At 64.2% G+C, this 16,373-nt stretch carries 20 protein-coding genes and 1 tRNA gene; 15 read left to right on the top strand and 6 right to left on the bottom strand.

The features are described from left to right. The 8 genes from cbiE to NKI52_RS20810 are packed head-to-tail and all read left to right on the top strand — an operon-like array spanning position 1 to position 7,043. Entirely contained in the window at positions 1-1,242 is a 1,242-nt protein-coding gene (gene cbiE, locus NKI52_RS20845) for a precorrin-6y C5,15-methyltransferase (decarboxylating) subunit CbiE (RefSeq protein WP_352699350.1), read from the top strand. Beyond that, positions 1,239-1,619, top strand: a complete 381-nt coding sequence (locus NKI52_RS20840) for a cobalamin biosynthesis protein (RefSeq protein WP_352589663.1) — start codon at positions 1,239-1,241, stop codon at positions 1,617-1,619. The genes cbiE and NKI52_RS20840 overlap by 4 nt, the downstream gene beginning before the upstream one ends. Beyond that, positions 1,616-2,380, top strand: coding sequence for a precorrin-4 C(11)-methyltransferase (gene cobM / locus NKI52_RS20835; protein WP_352589660.1), 765 nt, complete (start codon positions 1,616-1,618; stop codon positions 2,378-2,380). The genes NKI52_RS20840 and cobM overlap by 4 nt, the downstream gene beginning before the upstream one ends. Continuing rightward, positions 2,377-3,183, top strand: a complete 807-nt coding sequence (cobA, locus tag NKI52_RS20830; RefSeq protein WP_352699348.1) for a uroporphyrinogen-III C-methyltransferase — start codon at positions 2,377-2,379, stop codon at positions 3,181-3,183. Before cobM ends, cobA begins: the two co-directional genes overlap by 4 nt. Continuing rightward, the gene (locus NKI52_RS20825) at positions 3,180-4,493 is read left to right on the top strand and encodes a cobyrinic acid a,c-diamide synthase CobB (RefSeq protein WP_352699346.1); all 1,314 of its coding nucleotides are present in this window, start codon (positions 3,180-3,182) and stop codon (positions 4,491-4,493) included. The genes cobA and NKI52_RS20825 overlap by 4 nt, the downstream gene beginning before the upstream one ends. Next, positions 4,490-5,251 carry an adenosylcobinamide-GDP ribazoletransferase gene (locus NKI52_RS20820; protein WP_352589653.1) on the top strand — a complete coding sequence of 254 codons (762 nt, stop codon included), beginning with the start codon at positions 4,490-4,492 and terminating at the stop codon, positions 5,249-5,251. The genes NKI52_RS20825 and NKI52_RS20820 overlap by 4 nt, the downstream gene beginning before the upstream one ends. A 24-nt stretch (positions 5,252-5,275) precedes the next feature. Then, complete coding sequence (gene cobT / locus NKI52_RS20815) at positions 5,276-6,286, top strand: nicotinate-nucleotide--dimethylbenzimidazole phosphoribosyltransferase (RefSeq protein WP_352699344.1); 1,011 nt, start codon at positions 5,276-5,278, stop codon at positions 6,284-6,286. Between the two features lie 16 nt (positions 6,287-6,302). After that, positions 6,303-7,043 carry a hypothetical protein gene (locus NKI52_RS20810; RefSeq protein ID WP_352589647.1) on the top strand — a complete coding sequence of 247 codons (741 nt, stop codon included), beginning with the start codon at positions 6,303-6,305 and terminating at the stop codon, positions 7,041-7,043. Positions 7,044-7,145: 102 nt separating this feature from the next. On the opposite strand, the gene NKI52_RS20805 is transcribed toward NKI52_RS20810, so the two are convergent. Together NKI52_RS20805 and NKI52_RS20800 are read right to left on the bottom strand one after the other, a co-directional pair. Next, a tRNA-Lys gene (locus NKI52_RS20805) sits at positions 7,146-7,221 on the bottom strand. Between the two features lie 105 nt (positions 7,222-7,326). Then, complete coding sequence (locus tag NKI52_RS20800; protein WP_352699342.1) at positions 7,327-8,232, bottom strand: PhzF family phenazine biosynthesis protein; 906 nt, start codon at positions 8,230-8,232, stop codon at positions 7,327-7,329. A gap of 111 nt (positions 8,233-8,343) precedes the next feature. Here NKI52_RS20800 and NKI52_RS20795 point away from each other — a divergent pair, with 111 nt between their 5' ends. From NKI52_RS20795 to NKI52_RS20780, 4 genes are all read left to right on the top strand, one after another. Then, entirely contained in the window at positions 8,344-9,633 is a 1,290-nt protein-coding gene (locus NKI52_RS20795) for an efflux RND transporter periplasmic adaptor subunit (RefSeq protein WP_352699340.1), read from the top strand. Positions 9,634-9,635: 2 nt separating this feature from the next. Beyond that, positions 9,636-10,343 (top strand): ABC transporter ATP-binding protein, encoded by a 708-nt coding sequence (locus tag NKI52_RS20790; RefSeq protein ID WP_352699338.1) that lies wholly within the window; start codon positions 9,636-9,638, stop codon positions 10,341-10,343. A 2-nt stretch (positions 10,344-10,345) separates the two neighbouring features. Then, positions 10,346-11,563 (top strand): ABC transporter permease, encoded by a 1,218-nt coding sequence (locus NKI52_RS20785; protein ID WP_352699336.1) that lies wholly within the window; start codon positions 10,346-10,348, stop codon positions 11,561-11,563. A 102-nt stretch (positions 11,564-11,665) separates the two neighbouring features. Beyond that, on the top strand, positions 11,666-11,908 hold the full coding sequence (locus NKI52_RS20780) for a hypothetical protein (RefSeq protein WP_352699334.1): 243 nt from the start codon (positions 11,666-11,668) through the stop codon (positions 11,906-11,908). Here NKI52_RS20780 and NKI52_RS20775 read toward each other — a convergent pair. Together NKI52_RS20775 and NKI52_RS20770 are read right to left on the bottom strand one after the other, a co-directional pair. Next, positions 11,883-12,629, bottom strand: coding sequence for a hypothetical protein (locus tag NKI52_RS20775; protein ID WP_352699332.1), 747 nt, complete (start codon positions 12,627-12,629; stop codon positions 11,883-11,885). The two genes, NKI52_RS20780 and NKI52_RS20775, sit on opposite strands and share 26 nt — an antisense overlap. Before the next feature lie 7 nt (positions 12,630-12,636). Beyond that, on the bottom strand, positions 12,637-13,749 hold the full coding sequence (locus tag NKI52_RS20770) for an endonuclease/exonuclease/phosphatase family protein (RefSeq protein ID WP_352636667.1): 1,113 nt from the start codon (positions 13,747-13,749) through the stop codon (positions 12,637-12,639). On the opposite strand from NKI52_RS20770, the gene NKI52_RS20765 reads away from it, so the two are divergent. From NKI52_RS20765 to NKI52_RS20755, 3 genes are all read left to right on the top strand, one after another. Further along, positions 13,748-13,885, top strand: a complete 138-nt coding sequence (locus tag NKI52_RS20765; protein ID WP_352570411.1) for a hypothetical protein — start codon at positions 13,748-13,750, stop codon at positions 13,883-13,885. The genes NKI52_RS20770 and NKI52_RS20765 overlap by 2 nt on opposite strands. 51 nt (positions 13,886-13,936) lie before the next feature. Continuing rightward, entirely contained in the window at positions 13,937-14,521 is a 585-nt protein-coding gene (locus tag NKI52_RS20760; protein ID WP_352570412.1) for a BA14K family protein, read from the top strand. A gap of 176 nt (positions 14,522-14,697) precedes the next feature. After that, positions 14,698-14,982 carry a PilZ domain-containing protein gene (locus NKI52_RS20755; protein WP_352570507.1) on the top strand — a complete coding sequence of 95 codons (285 nt, stop codon included), beginning with the start codon at positions 14,698-14,700 and terminating at the stop codon, positions 14,980-14,982. A 10-nt stretch (positions 14,983-14,992) separates the two neighbouring features. Here the strand turns inward: NKI52_RS20755 and NKI52_RS20750 are convergent, their stop codons facing one another. Both NKI52_RS20750 and NKI52_RS20745 read right to left on the bottom strand, forming a co-directional pair. Next, complete coding sequence (locus NKI52_RS20750; protein WP_352570413.1) at positions 14,993-15,616, bottom strand: hypothetical protein; 624 nt, start codon at positions 15,614-15,616, stop codon at positions 14,993-14,995. Next, entirely contained in the window at positions 15,609-16,130 is a 522-nt protein-coding gene (locus NKI52_RS20745) for a hypothetical protein (protein WP_023676659.1), read from the bottom strand. The genes NKI52_RS20750 and NKI52_RS20745 overlap by 8 nt, the downstream gene beginning before the upstream one ends. Between the last annotated feature and the right edge of the window lie 243 nt (positions 16,131-16,373).

Below are 16,373 nucleotides of genomic sequence, written 5' to 3'. Positions count from 1 at the left end.
ATGCCTGCTGAAGCTCCGCGCGGCGCCAAGCTCACCTCAAAGTGGCTCACGATCATCGGCATCGGCGAGGACGGTGTAGCGGGTCTCGGCGACGAGGCCAAGCGGTTGATCGCGGAGGCCGAATTCGTCTTCGGCGGCAAGCGCCACCTTGCCCTCGTCGCGTCGCTCGCCAAAGGTGAAGCGCGCGCCTGGCCGACACCTTTCGATGCCGAGCTGCGCGACGTGCTGGCGCTCTCCGGCAGACGCGTCTGCGTGCTGGCCTCCGGCGATCCCTTCTACCACGGTGTCGGCGTCACCCTCGCCCGCAAGGTCGCGGCGGAGGATATGCGGGTGATCCCCGCGCCCTCGGCCTTCTCGCTGGCCGCCGCCCGCCTTGGCTGGCCGCTGCAGGATATCGAGACCGCCTCGCTGCATGGTCGCTCGCTCGACCTGATCCGGCCGTTGCTGCATCCTTGCACCCGCATTCTCGCGCTGACCTCGGACAGCGATGCACCGGGAGCGATTGCCGGTCTGCTGACAGAGCTCGGCTTCGGCGCCTCGCAGCTGACCGTTCTGGAGGCGCTCGGCGGTCCGAACGAAAGGCTGCGCTCGGCGAGCGCCGGCACTTTCGACCTCGAAAAGATCAACCCGCTCAACGTGCTCGCGATCGAAGTTGAATCGACTTCGCAAGCACGCATCCTGCCGCTGACAGCGGGACTTGCCGATCATTTGTTCGAGCATGACGGCCAGATCACCAAGCGCGAAGTGCGCGCCGTCACCCTGTCCGCTCTCGCGCCAAGACGCGGCGAACTGCTGTGGGACATCGGCGCCGGATCGGGCTCCATCGGCATCGAATGGATGCTGGCCCATCCATCCATGCGTGCGATCGCCGTTGAGGCCGATCCGGCCCGCGCCGCGCGCATCCGACGCAACGCCGCGGCTTGCGGCGTTCCCGGTCTTGCCGTCGTTGAAGGTTCGGCACCGCAAGCGCTTGCCGGGCTGGAGACGCCCGCGGCGATCTTCATCGGCGGCGGCGGCAGCGATGCCGGCGTGCTGGAAGGAGCCATCGATGCCTTGCCTGCCGGAGGCCGCCTCGTCGCCAATGCGGTGACCCTGGAAATGGAGGCGCTGCTGCTTTCTCGTCACGCCGCGCTCGGCGGCGAACTCACCCGCATCGCTGTATCCCGTGCTTCGCCGGTCGGTTCGATGCAGGCGTGGCGGCCGGCTATGCCGGTTACCCAATGGAGCTGGGTGAAGCCATGATGGTCGCGGGCATCGGCAGCCGCAAAGGCGTCAGCGCAACGGACGTGCTTGCCGCGGTAGAAACCGCGCTGGAGGCGCACGGGCTTGCCCTGTCGGCGCTTTCGGCCCTCGCGACCGCGTCTCTCAAGCAGGATGAAGCGGCAATCTTCGCCGCCGGACGCGAACTCCGCCTTCCGGTGATCGTCGTCGAGCAGGATGAACTCAAAGCCGCATCTACGACCAGCCGTTCCGACCTATCGCAGGAGCATGCCGGCACGCCGTCGGTTTCCGAAGCCTCGGCGCTTGCCGCCGCCGGCAAAGGCGCAAAACTGCTCGGGCCGCGCACCGTGCTCGGTGCTGTCACTTGCGCCATCGCCATCAGCGGAGATGCGGCATGACCGTTCACTTCATCGGTGCCGGCCCGGGTGCTGCCGACCTCATCACCTTGCGCGGCAGCCGCCTGCTCGGCAGTTGTTCCGTCTGCCTCTATGCCGGATCGATCGTCGCGCCGGAGCTGTTGCAGCACTGCGCGCCCGGAACGCGGTTGATCGACACCGCGCCGATGTCGCTCGACGAGATCGAGGCCGAATATCTGGCCGCCCACGCGGCCGGCCATGATGTCGCCCGCCTGCATTCCGGCGATCTTTCGGTGTGGAGCGCCGTTGCCGAGCAGATCCGCCGGCTGGAAAAGCACGGCATTCCTTACACGCTGACGCCGGGCGTGCCGTCCTTCGCCGCTGCGGCGGCAGCGCTGCGCCGCGAGCTGACCATTCCAGAAGTCGCGCAAAGCCTGGTGCTGACCCGCATCTCCGGCCGCGCCTCGAAAATGCCTCCCGGCGAAACGCTGGCCGGCTTCGGCCGCACCGGCGCCACGCTGGCCATCCACCTTGCCATCCACGCTATCGACCGGATCGTCGCCGAACTGACGCCGTTCTATGGCGCCGATTGCCCGGTGGCGGTCGTCTTCCGTGCTTCCTGGCCGGACGAGCGCGTGCTGACCGGCACGCTGGCCACTATCGAGGCGCAACTGGCCGCCGATCCGATGGAACGCACGGCAATCATCTTCGTCGGCCGCTCGCTGGCGGCGGAGGGCTTTGGCGAAAGTTCACTGTACGACGCGCACTACCAGCGACGCTTTCGCGGACGGGACGGATTGTGAGCGGCAGCAACAGAAACACCATCGTCGAGCAGGCGCTCACCCGGCTCAACTTCAAGCCGCGCCAGCTTGAGCCCGGCCACGTCTGGCTGGCCGGCGCCGGCCCCGGCGATCCCGGCTGCCTGACGCTGGAAGTGCTGGCCGCCCTCGGACAGTGCGACGCGCTGGTTTATGACGCGCTGGTCTCGCCAGAAGTCGTCGCTGTCGCCGAGGGCGCGGAACTGTTCTATGCCGGCAAGCGCGGCGGCAAGCCGTCGATGAAGCAGGACGACATCACCGCTCTGCTGGTCCGGCTGGCGCGCGAGGGCCGGCGCGTCGTCAGGCTGAAGGGCGGCGACCCCTATATTTTCGGGCGTGGCGGCGAAGAGGCGCTGGCGCTGGCCGGGGAAACTATCCCGTTCCGCATCCTGCCTGGCCTGACGTCCGGCCTCAGCGCGCTGGCCGCGACCGGCATTCCCGGCACCATGCGCGGCATCAACAAGGCGCTGATCCTGGCGACCGGCCATGCCGCCGGCACCGATGATGATCTCGACTGGGCGGCAATCGCCCGCACCGGCCAGCCGGTGGTCGTCTATATGGGTATGGCCAACCTGCCGCTGATCGCCGCTTCGTTGCTAGAGGGCGGCCTGCCGTCTTCGACGCCCGCCGCGGTCATCGTTGCCGCGACGACGCCGCAGGAGCGTATCGTCGTCGCCACGCTCGCCACGATTGCCGAGGAAACGGCCGCAGCCGGCTTGACCTCGCCGGCGCTGATCGTCGTCGGCGGCATCGTCGGGATGCGCGCGGCACTAGCGGGTGAGCCATGACCCGCGCCATCATCATCGGCGCGCCGCGCTCGGGCTCGGGCAAGACCAGCGTCACCATCGGCATTTTGCGCGCACTTGCCCGGCGCGGCCTGAAAGTGCGCGGCGCCAAATCCGGCCCGGACTATATCGATCCTGGCTTCCACACCGCAGCCACTGGCCTGTCCGGTGTCAATCTCGACAGCTGGGCAATGCCGCCCGCCCTGCTCAACGCACTGGCCGGCGAAGCGACCGAAGATGCCGATTTTATCTTCCTCGAAAGCGCCATGGGCCTGTTCGACGGGATCCCTGCTGCTCCAGGCCGTTCCGGCTCGGCTGCCGATCTTGCCCGGCTTTACGGCCTGCCGGTGCTGCTTGTGCTCGATGTCTCCGGTCAGTCGACCACGGCAGCGGCCGTCACCAAGGGTTTTGCTACCTACGATCCGGATGTGCGCATGGCCGGGGTCGTACTCAACCGGCTGGGCAGCGAGCGCCACCGCCGGCTATGCGGCGATGCCATCGAAGCACTCGGTCTGCCTGTCGTCGGCGCTATCCTGCGCGATCCCTCGCTCAACCTGCCCGAGCGCCATCTCGGCCTCGTCCAGGCCGGCGAATATGAGAATCTGATGGCGCATCTCGACCGGCTGGCCGACATGGTCGAGCGCTCGCTCGACCTCGACTCCATTATGGCGCTGGCGGCGCCATTCACGCCCGCGCCGGGCAATTTCGACGACGCGCTGCCGCCGCCCGGCCAGCGCATCGCATTGGCCGAGGACGCCGCCTTCACCTTCCTCTATCCGCACGTTGCCGCGCATTGGCGCAAGGCCGGCGCCGAGATCGTTCCGTTCTCGCCGCTCGCCGATGAAGCGCCTGGCGACAATTGCGATGTCTGCTGGCTGCCCGGCGGCTATCCCGAACTTCATGCCGGCCGCCTCGCGGCCGCGGCGAATTTCAGGGCCGGCATGGCGCGGTTCGCCGCCACGCGGTCGGTGCACGGCGAGTGCGGCGGCTTCATGGTGTTGGGCGAAGCGCTCGAGGACGCGTCGGGCGAGACGCATCGGATGCTTGGCCTCCTCGGCCATTCGACCAGCTTCGCCAAGCGCAAGATGAATCTCGGCTACCGCGAGGCGCGGCTGCGGTCCGGCTGTCCGCTCGGCGGCCAAGGCACGCTGATCCGCGGCCATGAATTCCACTACGCGCAGATGATTGCGACCGGCAATGACGAGCCGTTGGCCGACCTCGCCGACGGTCAAGGAAATCCGCTCGGCGCCTCGGGCTACCGGCGCGGCAATGTCAGCGGCACGTTCTTCCATGCCATTGCGAGGGGCGGATGAAGGCCTCGCAACAGCAAATTCTCGACGACATCGCGCTTTGCCTCGTCTTCTTTACCCGGCTGCCGCTGCCGCGAGCCGACTTCCGTGGCCGCAGCCTTGCCGCTGCGATCTGGGCTGCACCCGTTGCCGGTCTCGCCGTCGCTCTGGCCGGTGCGCTGGTCTACGCCGGCGGCACGAGGCTCGGCCTCGCCGCTGGCCCTGCTGCAGCGTTGGCCCTTGCCGCGATCTTGCTCGCTACCGGCTGCCTGCATGAAGACGGGCTTTCGGATGTCGCCGACGGCTTTGGCGGCGGCAAGACGCGCGACAGGAAACTCGAGATCATGCGCGACAGCCGCATCGGTGCCTACGGCGCCTGCGCGCTCGGCATCTCGCTGCTGATCCGCTGGAGCGTACTCTCTGGATTCGTCGGCCCGACTCATGTCTTCTGGGCCCTCATTGCCGCGCATGCCGCGTCGCGCGGCCTGCCCGGCGCCTTCATGCACCTGCTGCCACCGGCCCGCAGCGATGGCCTCTCGGTTGATGCAGGCGCAGTCACGGCCGAAACCGCCGGTATCGGTACCGTACTCGGTGCGATCGCGCTGCTGGCGCTTGGGTTCAGTGCTGCCATGTTCGCGCTCATCCTGCTTGCGTTCTTGTTTGCCGCGTTTCGAGCGCTTTGCCTCAACCAGATCGGCGGCCAGACCGGCGACACCGTCGGCGCCCTGCAGCAGCTCGGCGAGATCGCAATCCTGCTCGTCGCTTCCGTTTCCCTGTCTTGACTCTGTTTCGGAGATTTTGCCCCCATGCCTTTCAAATCGCTCGATGAACTGCGCGCCGCCTGCCTCGACCTGCACAGCGGCAGCGACGCCGCGGCCAACGCCGTCGCCCACCGCCAGGACACGCTGACCAAGCCGCAAGGCAGCCTCGGCCGGCTGGAGACAATTGCCGCCTGGCTGGCGCGCTGGCAGGGCCGCGACATGCCAAAACTCGACCGCGTCAAGGTCTTCGTCTTCGCCGGCAACCACGGCGTCACCGCGCAAGGGGTGTCGGCTTTCCCTTCGGAAGTCACCGTGCAGATGGTGGCGAATTTCGCCGGCGGCGGCGCCGCCATCAACCAGCTTGCCCGCGTGGCCGGCGCCGAACTCGACGTCATCCCGCTCGACCTCGACCGCCCGACCGGCGACTTCACGCAAGAGCCCGCAATGGACGACGAGGCCTTCCTTGCCGCCGTCTCGGCCGGCTACGACACGGTCAGCAGGGAACTCGACCTCGTCTGCTTCGGCGAAATGGGCATCGGCAACACCACGCCGGCCGCGGCCATCTCGACCGCGCTGTTCGGCGGCGGCGCGGAAAGATGGACCGGACGCGGCACCGGCGTCGACGACGCCGGCCTCGTGCGCAAGATCGTCGCGATCGAGGCCGGCCTCAAGCGCCACGCCGAGGCGCTAGCCGATCCGCTGAAGGTAGCGGCAGCCCTCGGCGGCCGCGAGCTCGCGGCGATCCTTGGTGCGACGCTGGCAGCGCGTCATCTCGGCGTGCCGGTATTGCTCGACGGCTTCGTCGGCACCGCTGCCGCGGCACCATTGGCGAGATTGCATCCTGCCGGCCTCGCGCACACACTGGCAGCCCATGTCTCGGCCGAATCCGGCCACCGTCGTCTGTTGGAGGCGCTCGGCCTGCCGCCGCTGCTCGACCTCGGCATGCGGCTCGGCGAAGGCTCCGGCGCCTGCCTCGCAGTCAACATTGTTCGTTCAGCGCTCGAATGCCACGCCCGCATGGCAAGTTTTGCAGAGGCAGGGATCTCGGAGAAGTAAGGACCAGACGGCTGCGATGAATGAACCGCCATATCCTTTTCGTGACCCGAAGCAGGGCATTCGCGAAATCTATGCCCGAATTGTCCGCGATTTCGATCGGAAGGCTGGGGCCTTTGCCGGGCTCACATACAGTTCACCATGGATGTTGGCCACAGAGGATTGGGCTGAACGATCAGGTCATTCGGTCGAGGACCTATGCGAGATGATTTCTCAAAAGCGGATTTCCTACTTTTCCAAGGAACCCGCGGATCCAGAAACCGTCCGGATTTTTGAGGATTTTCGCAACGCGGCTGAGGAGTGGAGAGAAGAGACCGGCTACGCTGATCTGCCCACGCGCCTCACCCCCGAGATGAGAAGATTTACGAATTACAAGGAGTTAAAAGCACACACGTGGAGACTGTGGAGTTCCATGGGGCTGGATCGACCGTCACACGATTATTTTCTTCGTGACCTCAGCTTTAGGGGCATGATGGAAGATGCTTTTGGCCACGAGGTTCTAGTCGGGATGAAACTAAAGCTTGGATATGGTGGGCCTATCCGGCTGGATTTTCACTTTCCTTACTACGCAGACGATGAACCTACATCCTTTGGACTGGGCGGTCTCTCGGGCGAGGCGCTATTCAATGCACTTCGACTGCCCAGGCATCCTGAACTCGAATGGATCGCAGGCAAGAGCAAAACAAACTTCGATGCCGTCGACGGCGTGATAGCCATAACGCGAGCAATCCTGACCTATCTGAGGCCCACCATCCAATAGTCGGGCGAGTCGACTAGTCGCTGGCCGACATGTGCGACGGGCAAAACGCTGTCTCGCGCCGCGGCTCGTTCTAAGGTCTTTCCACCAAATCCTGGAGATTTTTGGTGGGTGCGCACAGGATTGAACTGTGGACCCGCTGATTAAGAGTCAGCTGCTCTACCAACTGAGCTACGCACCCACTCGGCCGGCAAAACCGGCGTTGGCGGGCATATAGCCGCCGACATCCGCCATGTCCAGCCCCGTGGGATTCATTTCCCGACAAATCGCCGAAGTGCCGAGGTCGTCAAACAAAAAGCCTGCCTTCAGCCACCTTCACCGCATGGCCGCCGATGCGGGCGGCCGCCAGTTTGCCGCCTTCGACATTCAGTTCGAGGCGAATGCGCGAAGGCCGGCCCATCTCCAGCCCCTGCTCGATCCACAGTTGTGAAACGCCGTCGGTCGGGCCGTCGAAATGCATGATCGCGCCAGCGAACGCGGCCGCCGCTGAGCCGGTCGCCGGGTCTTCGTAGGACGGATTGCCGGGCACCATCATGCGGACATGGAAGGCACTGTCATGGTGCACCGTCTCGCGGCAATAGACATAGGGGCTGGCGAAGGCCCATTCGCTCTTGCGTGGTGCGAGCTCCGACCAGGCCTGGTTGTCCAGCCTGATCCGGGCGGCCGCCTCCAGATTGGCGACGGGGATGGTCACGTAGGGCACGCCCGCCGACCAGAACGAAACGCGGTGGTTCTCGAAGCCGATCTCGTGCGGCCCAAGGCCAAGGGCCGCGCCGATCGCCTCGGGATCGGCCGACAATGCCAGCTGCGCCGGCAGTTTCGCCAGGTCGAACTCGGCAAAGGTCGAACCGTCGTGCTTGCTGACAGCGCAGCGCACCGGGCCGATATTCTCCTCGAGCACGAAGATGCCGGCGGCCTCTCCCGCCATTTCGGCGAGCGCTATCGCCGAGCCGACGGTTGGGTGGCCGGCGAACGGCATTTCATAGTCGGGCGTGAAGATACGGATGCGGGCCCGGTGCTTCGGGTTCTCCGGCGGCAGCACGAAGACGGTTTCGGACAGGTTGAACTCGCGCGCCACCGCCTGCATCGCCGCAACGTTGAGCCCGTCACAGTCGAGCACGACGGCCAGCGGATTGCCGGCCAGCCGGTTGGTGGTGAATACGTCGTAAAGCAAGTAATTCCGCGGCTGCATCTCAGTAAGTCCTCTGCCTCATTCCAAACATGAGCGAAATTTAATTTGAATTTTGAACCATAAGGCCTGATTTGTGCACTGATGGGATATCACTGAACATAGGGGTCCGGCGTGGACCAGATTGTCAATCTGCCAAAGACGGAATCCGCTTCCGCCATCGAGACGGCGCTCGGGCTCGACCACCAGGGCCTGAAGACAAAACGTCGCGGTTGGCTTTACGCAGTGTTCGCACTGCTTGCCGTCGCCGCGAGTGTCGTCGGCTACCAGTGGTATGCGGGCTCGCCCGCCAAGATCGAGTATACCACGACACTGGCCGCCATGGCCGACCTTACCGTCGCGGTTTCGGCTACCGGCACGCTGCAGCCTCTCACCCAGGTCGATATTTCCAGCGAACTCTCCGGCGTCGTCCGCTCGGTTTCGGTCAACGAGAACCAGCTGGTGAAGAAGGGCGATGTGCTGGCCGCGCTCGACACCGCAAAGCTGGAGGTGCAGATAGAGCGCGCCCAGGCCTCCGCCAAGGCAGCGGCGGCGAGCGTCGAGGACGCCACCGTGACCCTGGCCGAAAACGAAAAGGCGCTGGTGCGCGCGGCGCAACTGACCAAGCGCGGCATGGCGACGGACCAGTCGCTTGAAGCGGCAACCGCCACGCGCGACCGCTCGAAGGCAGCGCTCGATATCGCCAAAGCCAACCTCGCCATGGCCAATGCCGATCTCAAGGCGCAGCAGACGGATCTTGCCAAGAGCACAATCTACGCTCCGATCGATGGCATCATACTGACGCGCTCGGTCGATCCCGGCCAGACGGTCGCCTCCTCGCTGCAGGCGCCGGTGCTGTTCGTCATCGCTGCGGATTTGAAGAACATGGAATTGAAGGCTGCGGTCGACGAGGCCGATATCGGCGCCGTCAAACCCGGCCAGCATGCGCGCTTCACCGTCGACGCGTTCCCCGAACGGCCATTCGACGCCGAAATCCGCGACATTTCCTATGCCTCGGTCACCACCGACGGTGTCGTTACCTATGATGCAAGGCTCGACGTCGACAATAGCGAGCTTCTGTTGCGGCCCGGCATGACAGCCACCGTCTCGGTCGTCACCAAGCAGGCCAAGAACGTGCTAACCGTGCCATCGATCGCCTTCCGCTACCGGCCGGCGCAAACGGCGGAGCGCGGCTGGAGCCTCACCGACCTGTTCACCGGCCGCATGGGGCGCCCGGGCGGCAACCGCCAGCGCCAGGCGGCGACGAAGCCCAGCGACGGCTCGCGCACGCTTTACGTGCTGGAGAATGGCCGGCCGCATCCGGTCAACGTCAGGGTCGGCTCGACAGATGGCGAACTGACCGAGATCGTTTCCGGCCTGGAGAAAGGCGCGCAAGTCATTACCGCCTCGCAGCAGCGGAGCTGATCGTGGCATCGGGCGCGACCCTCATCGGCTTCGACAAGGTCTGGAAAAGCTATGGCCAGGGCGAGGCCCGGGTGCATGCGCTGGCCGGCGTCGACCTCGCCATCAGGCGCGGCGAATTCGTCGCCATCATGGGCCCGTCCGGTTCGGGCAAATCGACGGCCATGAACATCATTGGCTGCCTCGACACGCCGACCGCTGGGACTTACAGCTTCGAAGGCATCGACGCCGGCCGTCTCGACCGCAACCGCCGCGCTCAGCTGCGCAACCTCTATGTCGGCTTCGTCTTCCAGGGCTATAATCTCTTGCCGCGCACCACGGCCGCCGAGAATGTCGAACTGCCGCTGATCTATCGCGGCGCCGGTGCCCGCGAGCGCCGCGGCCTTGCCATGCAGGCACTTGCCGAGGTCGGCCTTGTCGGCCGCGAGCATCATACGCCGGCCGAGCTGTCCGGCGGCCAGCAGCAGCGCGTGGCGATCGCGCGCGCCATCGTCACCAGGCCGACGCTGCTCGTTGCCGACGAACCGACCGGCAATCTCGACACCGCCCGCACGCACGAGATCATGGAACTCCTGACGCAGCTGAACAGCGAGCTCGGGCTGACTATCGCCATGGTCACGCACGAAGCCGATGTTGCCGGCTATGCGCAGCGCACGATCCGTTTCCTCGATGGCCATGTCGCCTTGGACACAGCCAATCTCGAGATGGCCTAGCCATGATCTGGGAAACCGTTCGCCTCTCGCTCCGCTCCATCCGCCGCAACGTGCTGCGCTCGTTCCTGACGCTGCTCGGCATCGTCATCGGCGTTGCCGCCGTCATCGCCATGCTGACCATCGGCTCGGGCACCACCGAAAAGGTCAAGTCCGATATTTCCAAGCTCGGCAGCAATCTGCTTGTCATCCGTTCCGGCCGTCCGGCCGGGCCTGGCGGACCTGGAGGGCTCGACCAGGTGGTCCGACCGCTGGGCGACAAAGATCTTGCAGCGCTTGCCGCGCATCTGGACGGCGCGCGCGCCATCTCGCCGGCGTCGCAAAAGCAGGTGCGCGTCATTTTCGGCACCGAAAGCCTGACCTCGGGCGTCACCGGCACCGACAGCGCCTATCTCGATGCCCGCGACTGGAAGCTGGTTTCGGGCCGCCCGTTCAGCGATTCGGAAACCCGCTCGGGCACCGGCGTCTGCCTCATCGGCGAGACGGTGCGCCAGCAGTTCTTCGGCGCCGGCGACCCCGAAGGCGAGATCATCCGCGTCAACCGCACTTCCTGCAAGATCATCGGCCTGCTCGAACCGAAGGGCTATACCGGCTTCGGCCAGGACCAGGACAATGTCGTGCTGATGCCGCTTGCGGCCTATCAGCGTCGCATTGCCGGCAATCGCGACATCGAATCGATCTATGTCGCCGCCGACGACGGTACGCCAACCACGGTGCTGCAGCAGCGCGTGGAGGACATCTTGCGCGACACACGCCGCATCACGCCCGACCGTGACGATGATTTCTCGATCCGCGACATGACCCAGATCGCCGATGCCATGGCCAGCGCCACCACCACCATGACTGGCATGCTCGGCGCCGTCGCCGGCGTCAGCCTGCTCGTCGGCGGCATCGGTATTATGAACATCATGCTGGTGTCGGTAACCGAACGCACGCGCGAGATCGGCATCAGGCTCGCTATCGGCGCCCATGAAAAGCATATCCTCATCCAGTTCCTGGTCGAGGCAACCGTGCTGTCGCTGCTTGGCGGCATTATCGGCATCCTGATCGGCCTGGCCCTTGCCGGCCTCGCCTCGGTGACGCTGACGATCCCGTTTGCGCCAAGCCCGGCGGTCATCCTGCTTGCGGTCGGCTTCTCCGCGCTGATCGGCATGGTGTTCGGCTTCTTCCCGGCGCTGCGCGGCGCACGGCTCAACCCGATCGACGCGCTGAGGCACGAGTAGCGCGCGCCTCCAGACGCTGCCAATTTTTTATGCAACCTGCCCTTGTCGCAGCACATTCTGCAATGATAACAATGCTGTTGGGGACTAAGGGGGGAACAATGGATGAGCAAGAAAGCGCGACTGGCTCTGGCGATGGTGATCGTCGAAGCCGCCTTGGCAGGGCTTTGGTGGAATTTGATCCTTTATGGGATGGAGAATCCCGATCGCGTCACCGCAGACTTCCAGCAGGTAATTGGGCAGACGATGGGAACGGCGATGGGCGCGCTCCTGGGTCTCGGCGTGCTGTTGTATTTTGTTGCCGCCCGCAACGACCCCAAGGCTATTGAAGGCAGGTCTCGACGTTAGAGTCGGAATCCTTGCCCGCAAAGTGCCATTCGATCAGCGGTCTCATATGCGGCATCAACCCGTCCGGCAGGTCGGCTGCATTGCGGATGATGATGGGGCCTTCGATTTCAGGCTCTGACTCGGCCGCGACGAAAGCGCTGATCCGCTGCGCCAGGTCGTCGGCGGAAGCCGTCTCACGATAGCGGCGAAAGATCACCGTGCCGCTTGCCGTCGACAGGGCGTAATGGCGCCTGCCGCGTGTCGCGCCTGACAGGTCGAGACCGGTCTCTTCGCGCACCTCGCGGATCATGTTGAAGTCGACGTCGACAAGGCCGTCGCGGAAATCGGTTGGCTCGAACGAACCGGCGGCGAAGTAGACGCGCCCGGCATTGACCGTATGCGGCGCCATGCGGATCGCCACCAACGTGTTGTCGCCGGCGACCAGCATGGCGTGAGCGTAGGCATGTTCGGCGCCAAGCACCTGTCGATTGCTGCGCCAAAGCATGAAGGTCGAATAACGCACCGCATGGCAACGGCCGACGAGGCGATTGTCGCGATAGCTGAGAGCGGAAAGCAGCACCACGGTGCCGTCGAAAAGCGCCGGCTTGGCCGCGGTCTCACGCCGCCAGTTCTCGGCGATCGCGTCGGCATGATCGCGCTCGAACGGATGCGGGCCGGAATCGAGCCTGACGTCGATGGCATCGACCGGCAGGATGACGTTGCGCGGCAGATCGAAACTCACGCCTGTCTCACACCATGTCGAGGGCAATTGCTACCGGGCAATGGTCGGATGCCTTCGGCCGGTCCCACCCGGCGCGTGGGAAGCGCTCGACCTCCTGGCCCGCCGGAAATATGGTGCGCCAAGGCTGGCCGTTGCGGATGATATCGGGAACCGCGGTGGCGTTCTGCCTGGCCAGCGCGCTCGACAAAAGGATGTAGTCGAGCTGGCAGAGATGCCGCTCTTCCGGTCCGCGCGTGTGATAGAAAGTCCAGCGGTCCATTTCCGGCCGCCGCTCGACCGCGTTTTCGCAAAAACCGCCGGCAGTGAGCACATCGATGCAGGACCGGCTCTCGTCGATGACCTCGAAACGGTAGCCGTCGACGGCATCGCCGGTAATCTTCACGCGCTGCCGGTAGTCGTTCATATCGCCGCAGATTGCCCAGCGCTTGTCGGCGGCATGGTCCTTGCCGAAGCGCTCCTCGATGATCCGGCGCACCGCTTGCGCCTCGGCGATGCGCAGCGGCATTGTCGCCTCGCGGCCGTCGAGGCCGTTACGGGGCGAGCCCATCGACTTGAAATGAACGAGGTAGAGCGTCAACGGCGCGCCAGCCACCGTCAGATCGATTTCCAGGCAGTCGCGCCGGAAGATGCGCTCATTGGCCTGATACCCAAGCGCTGCCAATTCCGGCGTGTGCAGGCCGAATTGCTCGAACGTGACATAGGCGTAGCTGGTCATGCGCACGAATTCGATCGGCTGGCCCTGCGCGGTCTCGTTGCGCATCATCACGGCGACGTCGATGCCGCGCGAATCATTGCCGGCGGTGGTGTATTTCTGCCGGTAGCCTTGCCCCACCATCTTGAACAAATAGCCATATTCGAAGGCCCTCAGCGCCTCGATATTGTCGACCTCCTGCATGCAGATGATGTCGGCGCGGGTGGCCGCGATCGCCAGCGCCGTCAACTGCCGCGTGTCGTCGGACTGCGCGATGGCCCGCGCCTGCTCGAGCATCTTGTATTCGGCCTCGCTCTGGATGTCGAAAAGCGCCAGCGTGCGATCTTCGTTGAGCTGATTGCGGTATCCGGAATAATCAAACCTGTTCATCAGGTTTTCGACGTTGAAGGTGGCAAGGCGCAGCGACATGGCTTTGACCTTTGCCCGCAAGCGCGCCCGAAAACAAGGGCGCAGAAATCAGGCGGCTCTGATTGATCGCGCGCTCGTTATGGTTGACGGAACCTTTTTGTTCATCTTCCGTTCAGATGGAAAGTTCCATCAATAGGCCCTTCCCCGGGGTATTCTGGGCGTGGGGCCTGAATCTTCGGAGAGTGCGATGAAACCGCTCTTTTTATCTTCCGCCAGATCCGGGCTGATGGCCCTCGGTCTGATCGCCGGCCTCTCGGCCCCGTCGCTTGCCGGGCCGATGCCCAAACCTCTGCTGCCGGTGGCGGGCAATGCCGCCGACATCGTGCAAATTCGTGAAGATTGGGCAGGCGGCAATGACAGGCAGATCTGGCGTTGGCGCAATCACGGCGTTCGGCAATGGCGCGGCGACGATGGTTGGAGATGGCGGTCCAACAATTTCCGCGGCCGTCATTTCTCGAGACACTGGGACAATGGCGGCTGGAATGACAACTGGCGTTGGCGCCATCACCGCCGCCATTACCGCGGCGGTTATTACGATGATGGTGCCGGCGCCGCGATTCTTGGGCTGGGCCTGGGGTTTGGCCTCGGCAGCCTATACAACAATTACAACTACTACGATGCGCCCGCACCGCGGCGCTACTACCGGACACAGCGGCTTTCCAGCGCGCATGTCCAATGGTGCTACAATCGCTACCGGTCGTACCGCGCCTGGGACAACACGTTCCAGCCCTATAACGGGCCGCGCCAGCAATGCTACTCGCCCTATAGCTGAGCAGGCCGGTAATAATATCGTCTGGCGCCGCGCGTTGCGGCGCCGATTTTTTCTTACGGCCAGCAACCGCGAAAAATCGCCAGCCTCCACTGGTGATAACGTTATTTTTATCAGGCAGGTCTAATAATCCTCCCGATCAGAACGCCCGAGACGCGAAGATGGCTGGATTGCGTGCGATGGCCGAGGACGAACAGAGGGACAAACACCGGCAGCGCGTCTTGAAGGGCGCGGCGATCCTGACCGGCATGACCAACTCCGAGGTCACATGCACACTGCGCAACATGCATGCGGGCGGTGCCGAATTAAAGGTCTCGATCGACGCGCGCGTGCCCGATGAGTTCCTGCTCTATGTTCCGACCGACGGCATTGCCTACAAGGCGGTGGTTCGCTGGCGCCGCGAGGACCGAATTGGGGTGATGTTCACCGGCACCGAACCAAAGCCCAGCTGGCACTACGGCTGAGATCCCGGCGCTATCCGGGTGGCAGGACTCGCAGTGTCTGCTCGTCAAACAGCGGCTCATCCTGGCCGACGCGAACGAATAGAAGCTTTCGCAGTTCGGGTGATTGCACCTCGAAATACTGAATGCCGTCCGGGGCTTCGCCCCATTCGCCGCAAGGCGGTTCGCCGACCTCGTCAGGGTCGGCAACGGCTTTCAATTCACTGAGATAAACGGCATCGGGACTGAAGACATACCGCAGGGTGCGCGTGGGCGCGACCCCTTCGGTGTAAGGCATGAGCACGCAACGTGTGCTGATGGCTTTCTCGGTCTTCTGCGTAAAAATGCGCTGCAACGCAGCGTCAGCGGCCTCGCCCGGCAGCATATCGAAGACTTCGACGACGGGATCGGCCGGCCCGCCGTCGCTGTATTTGATGGCAAGAGCATTGCCGCCAAGCTCGAAATGAATCCGGCGAAAACCGAAATCGCAGCGCTGCACCCAGGCAGCCAGCCCGACATCCTTGTCCGCCAGCCGTTCCCAAGCGCATTTGTCGACAGGCGGACGCGACGGCTTGCTTTGGTCGGCACGAGCGCCGGTTGCCATGGCCATAAGGACCGGCAGGGCGAAGATGCAGGCCGGCAGTCTCTTGCTATTCATCGCTACAACCCGTCAAGCTAAAGGCGTCCCAGGCTGAACCATCGGGATTGGCTTTGGCGAAATCGGGCCATTCGGTAAAAATCGCGCCGAAGTCAGGCAACAGCAACCCTGCCGGCGCCGGCGAGGCTTCGCGGGAACTCAACTGCTCGGCACCGCCTGCATTGAACGCATAGACCTGCCCATCCCACACTCTGCACAGCCCGGTGCCGTCCTCGAGACCAGCCTCACGATCGTCGTCGGTGCAGGTGTGCCGGATCGTGCCCACAGGAAACGAGTACTTGCCATTGGTCCAGGTAATGTCCGACGGCAGACGAATGTCGGTGTTGGGCACGATCAACGAAAAGACCTCGGTCGTCAGCGCGGCCGGCTCGTTGTTGGTTGGCCGGAACTGTATCGTCGCTCCCGAACGCGGCTCGCGATAGGTCGCATGGCTGAGCGAACATTCTGTTGCGTTCGCTGCTTGCAACAGGCTCAGCATGCTCAGAAAAATAGCTGCTGCTTTGTGGATGATCATTTAAGTCCCTTGGAGCAGCATCATTGTGAAGTCTGAGCACCGATGCTTTAGCATGGCCCAAGGCCACGTCGAAAAGAAGAAACGATGATGCGAAATCTCTTGATGCTCATTTCGATCTTAACATTTTCGTGCGGCAGCGCCTTTGCCGCGGAACAGTATGTGGGCATATGGTCCGGGAACAGATCGAACTGTACCGCCGTTGCGGATGTTCAACGCCAGACTGTCTACACATTATACCGCGAC

The organism is Mesorhizobium sp. M0590, from assembly GCF_040320905.1.
In the GTDB taxonomy this organism is placed as follows: Bacteria; Pseudomonadota; Alphaproteobacteria; order Rhizobiales; family Rhizobiaceae; genus Mesorhizobium.
The sequence above is the reverse complement of the archived record's forward strand: the minus strand, read 5'-3'. Positions and strand labels throughout refer to the sequence as shown.

Bases quoted from the DNA above. Each gene is read 5' to 3' on its own strand.
- NKI52_RS20780 (WP_352699334.1), top strand. From the start codon at position 11,666: ATGAGCAAGAAAGCGCGACTGGCTCTGGCGATGGTGATCGTCGAAGCC.
- NKI52_RS20825 (WP_352699346.1), top strand. From the start codon at position 3,180: ATGACCCGCGCCATCATCATCGGCGCGCCGCGCTCGGGCTCGGGCAAG.
- NKI52_RS20820 (WP_352589653.1), top strand. From the start codon at position 4,490: ATGAAGGCCTCGCAACAGCAAATTCTCGACGACATCGCGCTTTGCCTC.
- NKI52_RS20745 (WP_023676659.1), bottom strand. From the start codon at position 16,130: ATGATCATCCACAAAGCAGCAGCTATTTTTCTGAGCATGCTGAGCCTG.
- NKI52_RS20770 (WP_352636667.1), bottom strand. From the start codon at position 13,749: ATGTCGCTGCGCCTTGCCACCTTCAACGTCGAAAACCTGATGAACAGG.
- NKI52_RS20840 (WP_352589663.1), top strand. From the start codon at position 1,239: ATGATGGTCGCGGGCATCGGCAGCCGCAAAGGCGTCAGCGCAACGGAC.
- NKI52_RS20755 (WP_352570507.1), top strand. From the start codon at position 14,698: ATGGCCGAGGACGAACAGAGGGACAAACACCGGCAGCGCGTCTTGAAG.
- cobT (WP_352699344.1), top strand. From the start codon at position 5,276: ATGCCTTTCAAATCGCTCGATGAACTGCGCGCCGCCTGCCTCGACCTG.
- NKI52_RS20765 (WP_352570411.1), top strand. From the start codon at position 13,748: ATGGCTTTGACCTTTGCCCGCAAGCGCGCCCGAAAACAAGGGCGCAGA.
- NKI52_RS20750 (WP_352570413.1), bottom strand. From the start codon at position 15,616: ATGAATAGCAAGAGACTGCCGGCCTGCATCTTCGCCCTGCCGGTCCTT.
- NKI52_RS20760 (WP_352570412.1), top strand. From the start codon at position 13,937: ATGAAACCGCTCTTTTTATCTTCCGCCAGATCCGGGCTGATGGCCCTC.
- NKI52_RS20800 (WP_352699342.1), bottom strand. From the start codon at position 8,232: ATGCAGCCGCGGAATTACTTGCTTTACGACGTATTCACCACCAACCGG.
- NKI52_RS20810 (WP_352589647.1), top strand. From the start codon at position 6,303: ATGAATGAACCGCCATATCCTTTTCGTGACCCGAAGCAGGGCATTCGC.
- NKI52_RS20785 (WP_352699336.1), top strand. From the start codon at position 10,346: ATGATCTGGGAAACCGTTCGCCTCTCGCTCCGCTCCATCCGCCGCAAC.
- cbiE (WP_352699350.1), top strand. From the start codon at position 1: ATGCCTGCTGAAGCTCCGCGCGGCGCCAAGCTCACCTCAAAGTGGCTC.
- cobM (WP_352589660.1), top strand. From the start codon at position 1,616: ATGACCGTTCACTTCATCGGTGCCGGCCCGGGTGCTGCCGACCTCATC.